Below are 16,467 nucleotides of genomic sequence, written 5' to 3'. Positions count from 1 at the left end.
AAAAATATGTTATCTAAAAGTGTTCGAGCTTTTAGCAAGGTTTGTTCGGAGCAATTTTCAAGCTTAATTTAAATGGGCGAGTGCAATGCCATTAATGAAGGTTAAGTGATTGAAAGGTAATGGAAGTGAATTAAAGGCTGAGCTTCCCCATGGTTTTCAGCCTTTAATTAGTTTTATGTAAAGAATTAATCTGAGTGTTGGCTGCTGATAAGTTTAGTACCCACTAAAAGTAAAGAGAGCGCAACGACAGTGGGGATAAGGTTAACTGCAAGCTCTGAAAAGCTGCCATCCACAATGTAGCTTACTAGCCTCCCAAGCAGCACCAGCGATAGTGAGAGAATGCCAACAAGGCAGTACTCTTTGCGAAGTGTAAAAGCACCAACCAGCACACTTATCCATATTGCCGTTGCAGTACCTCCCCATAATGCTCTGACACTGGACAGGCCGCTTGCCGTTTCTATAGGGCTAATAAAGACATGTGCAAGCATGGTATTTGGGGCAAACATAAACATGAGGCCCGCAGGGATAAAAAATGCTGCAAGAAGCCCAAGTAATGTTCTGCCAATGTTTCTTTTTGTCATAACTTTTCCAGATGTGTTGTAACGATTAACTGGCGAGAAGAATATGGATAAATATGACACTTTATGTCATATTTGTTTAGTTATGCGAAATTCAACACTTTCAAGAATAGATCGGCTTGAAGCGATCACTGCCCGATTAAAAACCGATGAGCCAACCACCATTGGAGAGATCGCCAAAGAAATGGGCGTCAGTACTCGTACGTTAAATCGTGATATCGAAGTATTAAAAACGCGAGGTTTGCCAATTGAAACTGATGCAGGCCGCGGCGGAGGGATCCGGCTTGATAGGCGCTGGGGCGTTGGTCGCATCAAACTTAATTATACCGAAGCGGTAGATTTGATGATAAGTCTGGCCATTGCTGAGCAGATGAACTCGCCTCTTTTTATGGCCCACTTAAGCAGTGTACGTCACAAGGTGATGGCGTCGTTTTCTCCTTCGATGAAGCACAAAGTAAACGGTATAAAATCGCGAATAATCATTGGTAAGTCGGCATCTGAAAATGTACTTGCTCACTTCAGTGCGCCAGAAAAGTCGTCCGTTGAATTGTTGCACCAAGCGTTTTTGATGCAGCAACATATTGAAATTAAGTACTCAGATGAAAAGGGCAATCAAACGGTTCGAGTGATTGAGCCACACTATCTGTTTCTAAGTTATCCGGTCTGGTATGTGCTGGCTTGGGACCATCTTCGCAATGATATGAGAATATTTCGATGCGACCGCATTGCCGCAATTGAGGCGAGAGAGGATGGCTTTACCTTAATACCTATAGCTCAATTTGAAGAAAAAATACGACGGCAAGAGCGTAATAAAAAACCTGCCGATGGCTTGAGAGAAACACATTTTAAATAACCATGCTTCTTGGCTGTGGAAATTGGGTTTGCTAGCATCCTTAGCCTGATTGCTATTAATTTGTACCAAGCATCAAATTTGCGTGCGCTACCTGTTTACATCAATTACGCTGGTCACGTAAGTAAATGTAACGAAGGCCCTCTATACAGTTAACTTATTTGTCAGGCAGACTCACCTTAATTTAAACATGTACGTATTATGTCGATTTGAGCGCCTTCAAAATCGCGCTGGGCCGTCAGGTTTAACCTAGAGTTAAATCTGACAGCCTGAGTCTGCGTTTACTCAATAGGGCGCTTATCAACTTCAACTTTACCGTCTTTGACAACGAAAGTAACTTGCTCCATTACCGTAATGTTGTCCAACGGGTTACCTGGCACGGCAATAATGTCCGCGAGTTTGCCTGCTTCGAGTGAGCCGAGTTTCTCTTGTTGTTTTAGTAAAGTTGCAGAGTTTATCGTTGCCGCCTGCAATGCTTGTAGCTCGGTCATACCGAATTTAACCATGCGACTGAACTGCTTGCCATTGTCACCGTGAGGGTAGACACCACCGTCTGAGCCAAATACCATATTGACGCCTGCCTCAACCGCTTTTGAAAAACTGGCGCGCTGTTTCGCTCCGACTTTACGTTCTTTATCGAGGCTTTCTGGCAATATTCCCGCTTTCTCTCCTTCGCCTAGGATATATTCAGTGTTGTAAATATCCATTGAGAAGTAGGTTCTATGCTTAAGAGCGAGCTTGATGGCTTCATCATCTAAAAAGCTAACATGCTCAACTGAATCAACACCAGCTCGAATAGCAGACTTTATACCATCAGTGCCATGTGCATGGGCGGCAACAGTGAGGCCTCTTAAATGCACTTCCGCAACCAGCGCCTGCATTTCTTCGAGCGAGTATTGTTGTGCACCAACTTTTGTGCCTTTTGATAAAACACCGCCAGTGGCACAGAATTTAATGACATCGACGCCATACTTAATATTTTCTCGGACCTTTTTTCGAACAGCCCATGGTCCGTCTGCGACGCCTGCCGCAGTGACTTGATGCTCATGGGTAAACAGGTTGTTGTCACAGTGACCGCCAGTGATACCTAGCGCAGGCCCAGACGCAAATATACGAGGGCCGGGTACATCGCCGTCATAAATCGCATCGCGTAGCGCCAAATCAGCATAGCCACCAGCGCCTAGGTTGCGCACTGAGGTAAAACCAGCTGCTAGGGTACGTTTGGCATTTCTAACTCCGGTAATTGCAGAGCGAGGCACTGTTCGGCGCAATCTTTTATAGCCGTGAACCTGTGCATCCCCAGTTAGATGAACATGCATGTCAAATAAACCAGGTATGAGCGTGTGGCCATCTAAATCAATGATTGTAGCGTTTTTTGGGGCATTTCTAGGCGTTCGTTTAGAGATAGATGCAATGGTGTTATCTTCGACGACAATAGTCGCTGGACTAATCAACTTACCGGTTTTGACATCAAGTGCGGCATCCGCATTGAGAATAAGTGTATCGGCAAACACACTGGTGGTGGTAAATAGTAAGGCTGTGCCAATAAGCGTTGATTTCAAAATTATCCCCTCTTTTATCATTATTTTTTCGACTACAGTCTATCCATTGGCGCTTTTTGTGCGCAAGCAATTTACGATTGGTGGCATAAAATATGTGATGTTTTTGTAACTACAGGGGTATTTTAATATTACCAATCGGTATTGCTGTAAATCCGTAAAAGGCTGGGGATCTACGATACTTTGCAGATAGTTAGCTAACTAACAATGGTTTCTCGCGGTTTGCTCAATTGAAGGTAGTGGAGATAATCTTGCTCTTTTAGACCGGCTTCACGGCTAGAGCGAAGTAATAAATCATTCAAAGCTTGGTTATTTATGCCGCTTCTGAGTGCTTTGCTGCACATTTTTATGGTGTCTCTGTATTCACCAGACTCGAATAGTCGAGAAGCAAATTGCATATACGCATCCTGCTGTTCGGATTCTACCGTATAAATTCGAGCGAAGATCTCCCGATGCATTAAACCAGCCAGAACATAATGACTATTTCTATGTTGTTTACCAAGCGCTCTATGTGCGTTGAAAAGCATCTCTTTGGCACGTTCCATATCGTCGACAAAATAAAACAGATAAGCAATGACAGTAATGGCGCAGGGGTCATCCATCAAAGTTTGGCTTAGTTGTAAAAGCTTAGCACTTGCACCTGAGGTTTTGTTTTCCAATAGCATCATCATGATCAGCAATAGATTGAACTCATCAGGGCAATACTTTTGAATGTTGCTAGCGTTTCTAGTAAGAGCGCACTTTAAGTCTCCCTGTATTACTTTGAACACTTTAGCGTCTAAGGTGCTTTTTTTATTAAGGGTTTCTAATAGACTAATCTTGATAGTTAAGGCGGATAGCAGTGCTGTCAGCGCTGCATCTTCTTGGTATGTTCGCTCTTTGCGCTTTATCAAATTGTCTACTGCATCGCGCTCATTACAAACATGCAAAACCATTAAACTCAACCGGAACATACTTGGTGACATATCCTCTATGGGAAATGCAAGTACCTGAGCTGTTGCAAGCTCCCGGTTGTTCATTTGAAATGCGATGTAAATTTGCCAATAAAATACGCGTACTGGGTAGTCCAACCTAGTTTGAGGTTCCGACAAGAAAGATTTACATGCTTCGAAATCTTTAAGTTCATAATTAACATGAAATAGCGACCACTTTGCCCACTGTATATTACGCTCCGTCAGTGGCAATAGCAGTTTTTTAGCCAGAGAATAATGGCCCAATTTAAGCAATAAGTTAACGAGTAATTGATTGCGCGCCTTTTTTAAATAGTTAGGATACTCTTGCTTGCGCAGCTCTTTAAGTTTAAGTAGGGCATTTTTATACTGTTTATTGCGTATAAATTGATAGGCACTTTTGAACTCTTGAACCTGAAGGGTATGCTCTTCCAATATGGTCGCTAGATCTTGTGGCGTGTAAGGTACTTCAAGGTGTTGATTACTGTGAAATGGGTATTCACAGGCATAGTCAAAAGCACTTTGCCGCTTGGCCATATAAACGAGTCGTGTGGTTGGTGGTAAAGTTTCGTTATATACCAACTCACTAACAAGGTCATATAGGTTTTTTATTGTGTCGACTCGGTTGTCTAAAAAGACAATGTCATAGGTATTTTGTTTCGCTGAAATTTCAAAAGCGCTGCCTGAGCGGTACGAACGAACATGAGAAACACCTTGTTTATTCAACAAAGCCTCTAAAAATCTGATGTTGTCGCTATTATCATCGACTATTGCAATTTTTAGATCTGTATACTGCACTCTTTTTCCCTTGTTCAGTCTTTAGCAATGTTGACAATGCTGAAAAAACATCCAGTTTGTAGTTAAATTTGGAACTCACTATTCTAATCGCTTTACACACATAATCATAGCGTTAAATGTAATTTCATTTACATTTATTTAAAATTTAACTGGAAAGGGCCGTTATTTTGTAATGTTGAGTAATTGTTGCACCACATGTCACTTGACTGAATAAGCACTTGTGATGCAAAACACAATTGGTCTGATAAGGTCTAATTGAATATTTCTTCTACATCATCTTTGATATCTTGATATGCGTCTTCGTCAAGCTCTAAAACATGTAGTACGTCTGCTTTTATATGGGCCCAATCAGGAACAGATACAAAGCGTTTATTAATCTGCACTAAATGCTCTGCCATCTTTAAAGTGGCCATGGTGCAAGCGAGCTCTTGTTCGTGGTTTTCTTTGAAATACTCCATATCATGATGTCTTAGGATGAGTTTGCAAATTGGCTTTGGTAAATTCCAGCTGTTTGCCAAAAAGTATCCTATGGTTGCATGATTGGTGTTATAGATGGCCTCTTCTTGGTCTACTAATAACATGTCATAGTTGCTGTTTGCACAGGACAAAACATTGGCATAATCATCGAATTTGAGTGCCATTGCAGGTATGCCCGCATCATGAAATAGCCCTAACATATGCAAACTTTCTAACGGTATTTTTACCGGGATCTTTCGGCCAATTATCATTGCGACTTCAGATATTTCGTTCGCAGTATCCCAAAACCGTTCCAAACTAATGCAGCATTGGGATTGATCAAAAGCTTGCTTGAGCAAAAAGCCGGTTACTAGGTGAGTGACGCTGTTTAAACCGAGGAACATTACCGCTTGCCGAATATCTGTGATCGTCCGCGAGAAGCCGTAAGATGAAGAGTTGATGACTTTTAATACCGCTGCTGACGTTGCAACATCGGTGGCAATGAGATCTGCTATTTGACCTAACTCTGGTTCATCTGATTGTAGTAAATCGTGTAGATCTGAAAGTAATTCAGGCTTTGGAGGAAGAGAAAAACCTTTTTCTACATCATTTAGAACAACATTGTCTATTTCTATCATAGTTCTTCCATTGTGATGAATGACATCTAACTGAGATATTAACACTGACTGTATTTGAGTATAGTCCCACCTTGTTAATTTTTGAGCGAGCTTAGCAGATTTTGTGTTTTTTGCCTGTTAAATAATCAACCAGTTGGTAATTCAGGGACGTTTTATTGCTTTCATTTGCTTTGTTAAGTTAAGGTTAGATAATTTTATTGTTTGGGAATAATTATGAGTCAATCACCTGAAACGGCAGCGCCGAGTGGGGCAGTTGCGCGTTTTCTTAACGGGATCGAACGTGTAGGGAATAAACTGCCCGATCCAGCTATTATTTTCTTGTCGGCAATGTTGCTGATATGGTTCCTTTCTTGGATATTTTCAAGTACTACTTTTGATGCAATAGACCCTCGTACCGGTGAGGCTATTGTGATCCACAATCTACTAAGCGGTGATTCACTTGCTAACTTTTTAGCCAACATGGTTAAAACATTCACAGGTTTTGCGCCTTTAGGTGTTGTATTGGTTGCTATGTTAGGTGTGGGTGTAGCTGAGCATTCTGGCTACATCAATACGGGCTTAAAGCTCATGTTAAAACGTACACCACAAGCGCTACTAACGCCTTCAATTATCTTGATTGCGATTGTTAGCCACACGGCAACTGATGCTGGGTATGTATTGGTTATCCCTCTTGCCGGTGTTATTTTTTACGCGATGGGCCGTCATCCGCTAGCTGGTATTGCAGCGGCATTTGCCGGTGTGAGTGGTGGATTTAGCGCAAACTTTATTCCATCTGGAATAGACCCTTTGTTGCAGAGCTTCACGCAAAGCGCGGCGCAAATCATTGACCCAGATATTGCGGTGAATCCATTAAATAACTGGTTTTTCACTTCAGCTTCTAGTTTATTCATCATCTTACTAGGCTGGTACATTACAGATAAAATCATCGAGCCTCGTTTAAAAAATACTGAAATTGATGGTGACACAAATAGCTTGCCTTCTTTTGACGAAGTAAATGCAAAAGAAAAACGTGCGTTTTTAGCAGCGTCTGGCGTTATGCTCTCAGGTATTGCTCTGCTAATTTATGCGGCAAGTGGCGAAGATTCAGCACTTAGAAGCCCAAGTGGTGCGTTAACTGAATTTAGTGCCCCATTAATGCAATCCATTGTGCCGCTTATATTCTTGCTGTTTTGGATCCCCGGTGCTGTATATGGCTTCCTTGTCGGCACATTTAAGTCATCTAAAGATATGATTGATGCAATGAGTAAATCCATGGGTAGCATGGCGTATTACATTGTTATGGCGTTTTTCTGTGCGCTCTTTATCAGTGCATTTAGTCAGTCTAATTTGGGTGCGTTACTTGCAATTGAAGGTGCTGAAGTACTTAAAGCACTTGCGCTTCCAAGCTCTGTAACGGTTGTTGGTATTATTTTCTTAACAGCGTTTGTAAACCTATTTGTCGGTTCAAGCTCGGCAAAATGGGCATTGTTGGGTCCTATCTTTGTTCCTATGTTGATGCAACTAGGTCTGTCTCCTGATTTGACGCAGGCGGCATACCGAGTGGGTGATTCCAGCTCAAATATCATTACACCATTGATGCCGTATTTCCCACTGGTTGTTGTTTACTGCCAGAAGTATGTTAAAAATACGGGAATTGGTACGCTAATTGCCCTTATGATCCCGTACTCTATCGCTTTCCTAGTTGGTTGGAGTATCTTCTTGTTAGCTTATTGGGGTCTTAGCATTCCATTAGGCTTGCAATCAAGCTACATATATCCTGCTGGGTAAGTCATAAAAAAGCCGCTCAATCGAGCGGCTTTTTTCATTTGGATTGTTTAAGCTTCTGCGATAAAAATTGCACGCAGTGGAGCGGGGTATCCTTCAATGGTCTTACTTGGATCTAATGGATCTAAGAAGTCTGCCAGTGATTCGGTTTCCATCCACTCTGTTCTTCGCTGTTCATCTAATGACGTAGTATCTTCGTTAACGACCCTGACGTTTTTGAATCCAACACGTTCAAGCCAAAGCTTTAAAGCGTCGCAACTCGGTATATACCAAACATTTCGCATTTTTGCATAGCGGTCTGTCGGGACCAACACAGTATTGACATCACCTTCAATGACTAAGGTCTCTAGCACCAGTTCACCGCCTTTACGTAATTGCGCACGTAATTGGCTTAAAAAGTCGATAGGTGAGCGTCTGTGGTAAAGTACACCCATAGAAAATACGGTATCGAATGCTTTTAGCTCGGGCAGTTGTTCCACTCCAAGTGGCAGCAAATGTACATTCGGATCTGGGTTAAAGTGTTTGATTGCTTGAAATTGGCTCAAGAATAAGTCTGATGGGTCAATACCAACGACAAATTCAGCCCCAGCGCCTTTCATACGCCATAGGTGATAACCTGAGCCACACCCGATATCCAATACCGTTCTGCCGTGCAAATCGCTAATATGTGGTAATAAGCGATCCCATTTCCAGTCGCTACGCCACTCAGTATCAATGTGAATTCCGTGTATATGAAAAGGGCCTTTTCTCCAAGGCATCATGCGTTTGAGCAGGTGTGTCAGCTGTTTCGTATGGCCTTCTGAAAGTTCCTCACAGAGGCCAAACTCAACACGGTCAGTGATATTAATATGGTTTGTTTGTGACTGTGGTAAATTCTTAAGGACTTTTTCCCACTTTGGCCAATCACCGTGCTGTGCTTCTTTTTGCCAGTGCGTTAATTGTGCAGGCAAAGTATCTAACCAATGACACAATTGATTTTTGGCGATAGCTGCATAAAAGTCGTTAAACCAGGTATTCATAATGTTCTCGTTATTTGATTGCTACCATTGAGCAAAAGTTAAAGCATTGATACCAAACTTGGGTGTTTCCAAATCCAACGGTATTGAGTCGATCAAGGTGAGTGCTTAATGCATCCGTACGCATAATGTTCTCAATGGCGGTTCTTTTTTGACTGATTTCTAGCTCCGAATAGCCATTTTGGCGTTTAAAGTCATGGTGTAAGTCAATCAAGAGATTGTCTTTTACATCATTTTCGCCTTTGATCTTTTCGGATAGAAGTAAAACACCACCGGGTTTTAACCCTGCGTAGATTTTTTCAAGTACAGCTTGCCTCTGCTCCTGAGGGATAAATTGCAAGGTAAAGTTCATTGCAACAACGCTGGCGTTTTGTATTTCTATATCGTTGATGTCGCCTAATAGTACATCGACAGGCACTTCTGATTTAAAACCTTTAAGATGGAGCTTACAGCGCTCGACCATAGGGGCTGAGTTATCAACCGCGATAATCTGACAGTTTTCTTTGTCAATATTACGTCGCATGCTCAAGGTAACGGCACCTAATGCGCACCCAAGGTCATATAAATTAGAATTACTCTGTGCAAATTGACCCGCCAATTTACCCATAGTGCTCACCATTGTGGCGTATCCAGGTACAGACCGTTGGATCATATCTGGGAACACTTCAACGACATTAGCGTCAAATGTAAAGTCTTTTACTTCTTGCTCTGCGGCATAAATACTGTCTTTGCCAGTCACAATACTACTCTCATACAAAAATAATCTTGCCATTTTAGCATTTTATACTGGATAGTCAGTGATAAATTGAGTAGCTTGGCTACTATTAGTCATAAGAAGTAAAAAATGAGATAAAAAATGGCGAAAAATAAAGTTGTCAGTACAGAAGATATCCTATCCACCCTATGTCACTCAGTTACTGAGGTGCTTTCTTCTGCAAGCGGTAATCAAATATCCTACTCAGCAATGGTTCAAAAAATCACTCGTACGTGTATGAGACCAGATATCGGTTGCTTTGTTTTGTTTGACGGTGGTTTTACAGGTCTTGTCGTGACGAATTTTACAGCGCAGGCGGCAATGGAAGTGTATCAGGATTACATGCGAAATATGGGAATGCCTGAAAGCGAAATAGCTCAAAGCCACTTATCTGACGATGTGTCCAACGTGATGGGCGAATTGATGAACCAGATAGTGGGTGACTTTACTGGTAAAGTGCGGGAGCAGCTACATACTTCCATTACCCAAAACCAGCCGAAGATGATGGCGATTAACAAACAGGTGCAGATCTCGGTAGATACAACGATGGACAGGCCTCAAGCGAGGCGAGTTACGTTTACTACACAGGGACAGAACATTTTTTACCTTGAGCTAGCGATGGATAAAACTGAGTTTATTAAGCTTCATGATTTTGATATTTCAGAAGCTGTAGACCCAGATGATATCATCGCAAATCAAAATGCGACTTCAGCTAAAGCAACAAAGCAGCCAGCGCAGACGCAGGAAGACGCGGCAGATGATGACTTCATGGCAGAGTTAGGGTTGTAAAATTAATAATCTGGGTTTGCCGTGCAAGGCAGCTTGTCACGAGCAAACCCATTTAGCTTTCTAGCTCGCCTGTAACACTTTGCAGTAATTTATACGCATCGGCGAATTCAAATCTTGCAACCATAATTTTGAGTTCATTAATGGTGTGCTCGTCTAAACCTTCGGTCTCTTCAAGGTGTTCTACAATATCAGTTGCTTTTGAGTCATACTCTTTAAGCGCTACAGCAAATTCATTGACAGAGTATTGATGCTGCTGGCTTGCTTTCTCATTTTTTCGTTCAAGTAATAAAGAAGCCTTGTTTTTTGTCTCGGCTAAGTAGTCTGATAGCTGTTCCAGCTTATTGAGATCTACAGTATCTGTTTTGACTTGCTCTTCAATATCATGTGCAATTTCTGCAAAGTACTCCATTGATAAGTTAGCTCCAGCGCCTTTCATAGCATGAAGAATATCGAGTGATAACTCTGAATTTCCCATGCTTACGGCCTGCTTTAAATTGATCACCTCTTCAATCTGTTGGGTTATAAATTTATTTAATAACTTGAAATAAACCGACTCGTTGTTTGCCGCGCGCTGTATGCCTTCGTTAACGTTAATTCCTATCAGCTCAATATTGCTAATGGCTTCAGGTTGCGGTTGGTTTGGGACGTCTGTAATAATGTCGACTTTTTGTTCCGAGGGTTGTATCGATGCTAAAGTATCGACAATGGTGTTGAGCAGTCCCTCGACATCTATCGGTTTAGAGACATGCCCATTCATCCCCGCATCCAAACACAGTTGAATATCAGGTCCCATTGCATTGGCCGTCATTGCGAGAATTGGTAGTTTATCTATAGGAATAAGTTTACGGATGGCTTTTGTCGCTTCGACCCCATCTAGGACAGGCATTTGCATATCCATAAGGACTATATCGTAATCATTGTCTTGCACAGCTTTAAGCGCCACCTCACCATTGCAGGCGACACTTGCCTGTGCACCATGGAAGCTTAATATCTCCACGGCGATCTCTTGGTTTACTGGTTGATCTTCTGCTACTAAAATGTGCAGACCTGCAAGCACTTGTTGATTATCTTCAATTTTTTGTTGTGTTGAGGGGGAGGGTGTTGCGCCAAAACAAACTTGAATACAGTCTAGCAAGCTTGACGGGTTAAATGGTTTAAGCAGCATACTATCAATCATGCTTTTGTGTGACTCTTTGAACGCAACTTCATGGCCGTGAGCGGTGACGAGCACAAAAAAGCCTGATAGATCTTTTTGCTTCAATTGCTCTATGGTGTCCACACCATTTATATCTGGCATATGCCAATCTACAAAGTAGATATCGTGTTCATGATGTGATTGCGTCAGTTGCTCGATAAAGCATTTTCCACTTTCAAATAGTGACACCTTAAAACCCAGAGATTCGAGCATGGTTTCCATGATGTCTCTGGCATCTTCGTTGTCATCGATCACACAAGCTGATTTACCTTCAAAGCTTTGACCAATTTTCACAGGTGTTGATGCGTAGTTATTGATAGCTATTGGCAGAGTAAAGTAAAACTCAGAACCACAATTTAAATCACTTTCAACGAAAATTTCGCCCCCGAGTAATTTTACCAACTGCTGAGAAATGGTCAGTCCCAGTCCTGTACCGCCATATTTTCGGGTGGTTGATGTATCTGCTTGAGAAAAAGATTGAAACAACTTCGTTTGTTGCTCTTTACTCATACCAATTCCGGTGTCTTTGACGGAGAAAGTGATCTTAGCTTGATCTGATTGCTTGTTAAGCATTGATACCGAAAGAGTTACACCGCCCGTTTCGGTGAACTTAACCGCGTTGCCAGCTAAATTGATGAGTATTTGTGACAGTCTCAACGGGTCGCCCACAAAGTTGTTGGGTAGATCTGTTGGTACATTAAATATTAGATCGAGCTGTTTCTCTTGTGCTTTGAGTCCGACAATGGTCGTTACATTGTCGAGTACTTTATCCAACTCAAAGGGAATATGCTCAATGTCGACTTTGCCTGCTTCTATTTTGGAAAAGTCTAGTATGTCATTGATCAATTTTAGTAACTGTTTTGCTGCATAATCAATTTTGGTCACGTAGCCATGCTGTTTTGGTGACAAATCTGAATTAAGAGCGAGGTGAGCCATGCCAATAATCGCGTTCATTGGAGAGCGGATTTCATGACTCATATTGGCAAGGAATTCCCCTTTTACCTGCGCATTTTTATCTGCTTCTTCTTTGGCATTTAACATCTGGCGTTCAAGCTCATTGCGCTCAGTGACATCTAAGAAAGTGCCCACAACACCGCCGACATCACCTAGACTGTCAAAAAATGGTGCTTCGTATACAATGAGCTCTCGTGGGTCTTTGAGGCTATTTTCCATAGAGAGCGCAAATGAGTGAGCGTCTTTTTCTGCAATCGTACGTTGGGACTTTGCATCCAAGTAGGTCGCAGTTTTATCATCAAATACGTCGTTTAAGTGGGAATCAGTGACTTCGACTTCAAATTTATCGATGAATGCTAAAAAGGCTCGGTTGACTCCCATAAAAATGCCGTTTGTATCTCGGTAATAGGTTGGATTGGGGATCGCATTGATAATGTGTAATGTGAGCTCTAAATGAGCGGCCAAGGCATTTTCTGCTTCAATTTGTTTTTGCGTATTTTCACTCAGTCTTAGCTGTATGCTCAGATCTTCACACAAGAGTTTTAAACATTGCTCATGGGCATTTTTTAAAGGGCTAGTAAAGGCGACTACTACACTCCCAGTGAGATCCTCGCCAATAATGAGTGGTAAGTACAGTATGGTATGTACTTCAAGAGTTAACCCGTCTTTGTGTAACACTGCGTTTTGATTCTCACTGATGAAGGCTTGCACACATTTTTCTGACACGAGTTTATTAACTTGAATTGATTGTTCGTCAAAATAGGCTGGGAAACCTATAACGGACTGTTGCGTAAACTTTTCATTCTCATATCTGTACAGGGCTACACTTGGGCTTTGGAAATGTTCTGCAATAAATTTTGCAGCTATCTGGTTCATTTGTGAGGGAGAGGTACAGTGGCGTATTTCGCCGCTAAAAGCATGCCTTATTTTTGCTGTATCAGCCCGCTCGTCGAGGTTTTGGTACGTCAGTGAAACAGATTGCACTATGTCCGCGACTTCTCCCTGTAAATTAGCGGGTAATGAAATACTCTGGCCATTGTAATTTTTGTCTATGCAAAAAGCGCGGTGCAATAAAGTAAAAGGGGAAATAAAGCGTTTATTCAAGTAATACAATATAAACAACGTAATAAACAACAAACTCATTAGGCTTACCCAGAGATAAAACAGCAATTTGTTACTGCTTTGATACAAACGTTGCTTTGCTAAAAGTAATTGTGCCTGGGTCGCATCTAAGGCAAGTTCAATTGCGTTGGTTGATTGCTGGTGCGCAGGCATCAAACTTTTGTCCCAAGTATGTTGTTGAATGTTTATCTGCTGTTCAAAGAGTGTTTCGTATAGTGTTTGCATCACCATATAGGTGTTAAATGCTTGAGTGAGCTTACTATTGTTGTCGAGAGGCTGGGAATTTGCTTGGAGTGATTCCAATGAGACTCGAGAGCGGATCAGCTGTTGTTTGAGTTGTGTTTTGGTTTCAGAGTTGTCTAATACATGGTTTTTTATATTAAACAGCAGCGTCAAGTTCGTCATTTGCAGTTGATTTAGTGCGTCATAACGCGCACTGAGTTGGCTGATGTGATGTTTCTGTGACGTCATTTCGCTTTCCCAGTTTGACATAAAAACTAAGTTGGCGACGAGTAAGGTAGGGAGTATTACAAAAAACGAATGAAACATTGTTTTTATTGACATAACTTACTTTCCAAATCTTGACTAATATTAACAATAGTCGCACGCGCGTAATTAACAAGCGGCGTGATATGGCCTAGGGAGCTGACAAAATGTGAAGGGTGTCAAAAGATGGCGGAAATACTCATAGTTGATGATGTTGCAGAAAACTTGCAAATCTTACAACTTATTTTAAGGAACGACGGGCATAAGGTGTTTGCTGCGATAAGTGGTGAAGTTGCTTTGACTATAGCAAACGAACATCTTCCTACATTGATTATTTCCGACATCAAAATGCCTGGTATGGATGGTCTTACTTTGTGTAAAACATTGAAGAAAACACAAAGAACAACACAGATCCCAATAATATTTGTTAGTGCCGAGCGAGAGACGGACAACATTGTCGCTGCATTGGAAGTTGGTGGTGTCGATTATATTACTAAGCCTTTTAAGCCCCCAGAAGTATTAGCAAGAGTAAATACACAATTAAAGCTCATAGATGCGCACAAACTGGCTGTGCGTCAGCAACTGTCCCATGTAATGAACCAAATGGTGGTTGGTGTCGCGCATGAAATCAATACGCCTCTCGGTGCTGCTATTACAGCTGTGACGCATTTTGAAGGTATCTTATCTCAATTGATTGACGCATTTGGCAATGAAACGCTCAGTGCACAGCAGCTTGCTACAGGGCTCGAAGAATCTAAGCAAGGTGTAGATCTGTGTGAGCGAAATCTATCACGAGTTGCACAGTTTGTTAAAGTGCTCAAAGAGATCGCACGAGTTGAGCGTCCAACAACGCCTTCAGCAATTAATGTTATTGCTTTATTAAATGATTTGAAAAGTCGTTGGTCCAAAAAGAACACCTCTATTGAAGTGCGTGCTATGGATGCAAACTTCATGGCTGACAGGGACATTTTACTGGCCATTTTTGATAATCTAATAGATAACTCCTTGTCCCATGGCGCGCTGAAAAATGGCCAAGCGATTTCCATAGAAGTGACATTAAAAGAGCAACATATTGAGTTTTTGTACTACGATCATGGGCAAGGTTTAGTTGATATCACCCCGGAAGAGGTTATAAAGCCTTTTATTACAACTAAGCGAGGTAATAGCGGACATGTGGGGCTGAGCGCTTCTGTTACTGCCAATTTAATTGGCAGTGCGCTGGGCGGCTCTTACCAGTTATCTAGCCGAGGTAGAGGGTTAGAGTGGGCAATTGAAATTCCATTAGATTCAGCTTGATCTGAATCAACGATTAACAATTATCGAGAGTGAAGCGGACATAAGTCCTTATGTAGGTGCCTTTATTTCACTAAGCTCGCGAACAAAGATATTATATCTTTGTTCGAGGGGTTAATTATAAATAATTCTTATAGTTAATGTTTTGAATTGAAGTCACGCAAAAAAATTGGTGGAACCATTATGCAACAGCTACCTACAGTTGATTATACGTCAGCTACAGCAGCAAAAGAATTTGTTGAGTCTCTTCGCAATACGGGTTTTGGTGTTCTTAAAAATCACCCAATTCCTAAAGAGCTTGTAGAGTCTATATATAAAAACTGGCAAGAGTTCTTCTACACAGAAGAAAAGCACGACTTCCTATTTGACAAGGACACTCAAGATGGCTATTTCCCACCGGAAGTTTCAGAAGTCGCAAAAGGCTTTACTGTAAAAGACATTAAGGAATATTTTCACGTTTATCCAAAAGGCCGTGTTCCTGCTCAGTTAGATACTGAGATCAGAGAATACTATCGCTTAGCAAACGAGTTTGCTGCCGAGCTTTTAAGCTGGGTTCAATCCGAAGCGCCTGAAGATGTACGTGCTAAGTTTTCGATCGATCTAAAAGATATGATCAAAGACTCAGATCAAACACTGTTACGTGTTTTACACTACCCACCAATGACTGGTGACGAAGAGCCTGGAGCAATTCGTGCAGCAGCGCATGGTGATATTAACTTATTAACGGTATTACCAGCTTCGAATGAGCCTGGATTACAGGTGCAAAAAGGTGATGGTAGTTGGTTAGATGTACCATGTGATTTTGGCTCACTAATCATCAACATCGGTGACATGCTGCAAGAGGCATCAGGTGGATACTTCCCATCAACAATTCACCGAGTGATCAACCCGACGGGTAAAGCGAGTGACAAATCTCGAATTTCACTACCGCTGTTTTTACACCCTAAGCCGGAAGTAGTGTTGTCAGAACGTTATACTGCGGACTCATATTTGCAAGAGCGACTAAGAGAACTGGGTGTTAAGTAACACTCTGATTTAAAATGAAAAAGCGGCTTTGTTATAGCCGCTTTTTTATATTTTAAAAGCCCTGATTTTTGAATTTTTCCTGACAATTACGTCAAAGTGTGCAATATTAAAATTTCTCAAACTGAGAAAAAATAATAAAAAACTTAATGACAACGCTGTCATTTATTGTGTAACATCAAATCAACATGACTGAATACTGTGTCGCGAAGAAATTTGCGTTCATATCTTTTTTTTAGGGG

General features: G+C 41.5%; 12 protein-coding genes. 5 read left to right on the top strand and 7 right to left on the bottom strand.

Going from position 1 to position 16,467, the window contains the following annotated elements; translation table 11 throughout:
- Window positions 1-185: 185 nt before the first annotated feature.
- The gene (locus MHN81_RS07205) at window positions 186-581 is read right to left on the bottom strand and encodes a DUF4345 family protein (protein WP_023401589.1); all 396 of its coding nucleotides are present in this window, start codon (window positions 579-581) and stop codon (window positions 186-188) included.
- A 43-nt stretch (window positions 582-624) separates the two neighbouring features.
- On the opposite strand from MHN81_RS07205, the gene MHN81_RS07200 reads away from it, so the two are divergent.
- Window positions 625-1,431, top strand: a complete 807-nt coding sequence (locus MHN81_RS07200) for a WYL domain-containing protein (protein ID WP_023401590.1) — start codon at window positions 625-627, stop codon at window positions 1,429-1,431.
- Window positions 1,432-1,709: 278 nt separating this feature from the next.
- Here MHN81_RS07200 and MHN81_RS07195 read toward each other — a convergent pair whose 3' ends face one another.
- The 3 genes from MHN81_RS07195 to MHN81_RS07185 form a co-directional block, all read right to left on the bottom strand.
- A complete protein-coding gene (locus MHN81_RS07195) occupies window positions 1,710-3,011 on the bottom strand; it encodes an amidohydrolase family protein (RefSeq protein ID WP_052027441.1) in 1,302 nt (433 codons plus the stop codon).
- A 173-nt stretch (window positions 3,012-3,184) separates the two neighbouring features.
- Window positions 3,185-4,735: a response regulator gene (locus MHN81_RS07190; RefSeq protein WP_023401592.1), complete on the bottom strand. Its 1,551-nt coding sequence runs from the start codon at window positions 4,733-4,735 to the stop codon at window positions 3,185-3,187.
- Window positions 4,736-4,986: 251 nt separating this feature from the next.
- Window positions 4,987-5,829 (bottom strand): HDOD domain-containing protein, encoded by an 843-nt coding sequence (locus MHN81_RS07185; RefSeq protein ID WP_023401593.1) that lies wholly within the window; start codon window positions 5,827-5,829, stop codon window positions 4,987-4,989.
- A 213-nt stretch (window positions 5,830-6,042) separates the two neighbouring features.
- Between MHN81_RS07185 and MHN81_RS07180 the strand changes: the two genes are divergently transcribed.
- Window positions 6,043-7,596: an AbgT family transporter gene (locus MHN81_RS07180; protein ID WP_023401594.1), complete on the top strand. Its 1,554-nt coding sequence runs from the start codon at window positions 6,043-6,045 to the stop codon at window positions 7,594-7,596.
- 47 nt (window positions 7,597-7,643) lie between these two features.
- On the opposite strand, the gene cmoB is transcribed toward MHN81_RS07180, so the two are convergent.
- Window positions 7,644-8,612, bottom strand: a complete 969-nt coding sequence (cmoB, locus tag MHN81_RS07175; RefSeq protein WP_239425405.1) for a tRNA 5-methoxyuridine(34)/uridine 5-oxyacetic acid(34) synthase CmoB — start codon at window positions 8,610-8,612, stop codon at window positions 7,644-7,646.
- 10 nt (window positions 8,613-8,622) lie between these two features.
- The gene (cmoA, locus tag MHN81_RS07170) at window positions 8,623-9,348 is read right to left on the bottom strand and encodes a carboxy-S-adenosyl-L-methionine synthase CmoA (RefSeq protein ID WP_036977273.1); all 726 of its coding nucleotides are present in this window, start codon (window positions 9,346-9,348) and stop codon (window positions 8,623-8,625) included.
- Window positions 9,349-9,465: 117 nt separating this feature from the next.
- Between cmoA and MHN81_RS07165 the strand changes: the two genes are divergently transcribed.
- Window positions 9,466-10,152, top strand: coding sequence for a DUF3334 family protein (locus MHN81_RS07165; RefSeq protein ID WP_239425404.1), 687 nt, complete (start codon window positions 9,466-9,468; stop codon window positions 10,150-10,152).
- Window positions 10,153-10,204: 52 nt separating this feature from the next.
- Here MHN81_RS07165 and MHN81_RS07160 read toward each other — a convergent pair whose 3' ends face one another.
- Window positions 10,205-13,987: a response regulator gene (locus tag MHN81_RS07160; RefSeq protein ID WP_239425403.1), complete on the bottom strand. Its 3,783-nt coding sequence runs from the start codon at window positions 13,985-13,987 to the stop codon at window positions 10,205-10,207.
- A 108-nt stretch (window positions 13,988-14,095) separates the two neighbouring features.
- Here MHN81_RS07160 and MHN81_RS07155 point away from each other — a divergent pair, with 108 nt between their 5' ends.
- Together MHN81_RS07155 and MHN81_RS07150 are read left to right on the top strand one after the other, a co-directional pair.
- Window positions 14,096-15,205, top strand: coding sequence for a response regulator (locus MHN81_RS07155; RefSeq protein WP_023401599.1), 1,110 nt, complete (start codon window positions 14,096-14,098; stop codon window positions 15,203-15,205).
- 180 nt (window positions 15,206-15,385) lie between these two features.
- Entirely contained in the window at window positions 15,386-16,228 is an 843-nt protein-coding gene (locus tag MHN81_RS07150) for a 2OG-Fe(II) oxygenase family protein (RefSeq protein ID WP_239425402.1), read from the top strand.
- Window positions 16,229-16,467: the final 239 nt, after the last annotated feature.

This window comes from Pseudoalteromonas sp. Of7M-16 (assembly GCF_022347805.1).
In the GTDB taxonomy this organism is placed as follows: Bacteria; Pseudomonadota; Gammaproteobacteria; order Enterobacterales; family Alteromonadaceae; genus Pseudoalteromonas; species Pseudoalteromonas luteoviolacea_F.
Note: the sequence above shows the minus strand (reverse complement) of the source record. Positions and strands in the feature narration are given on the sequence as shown.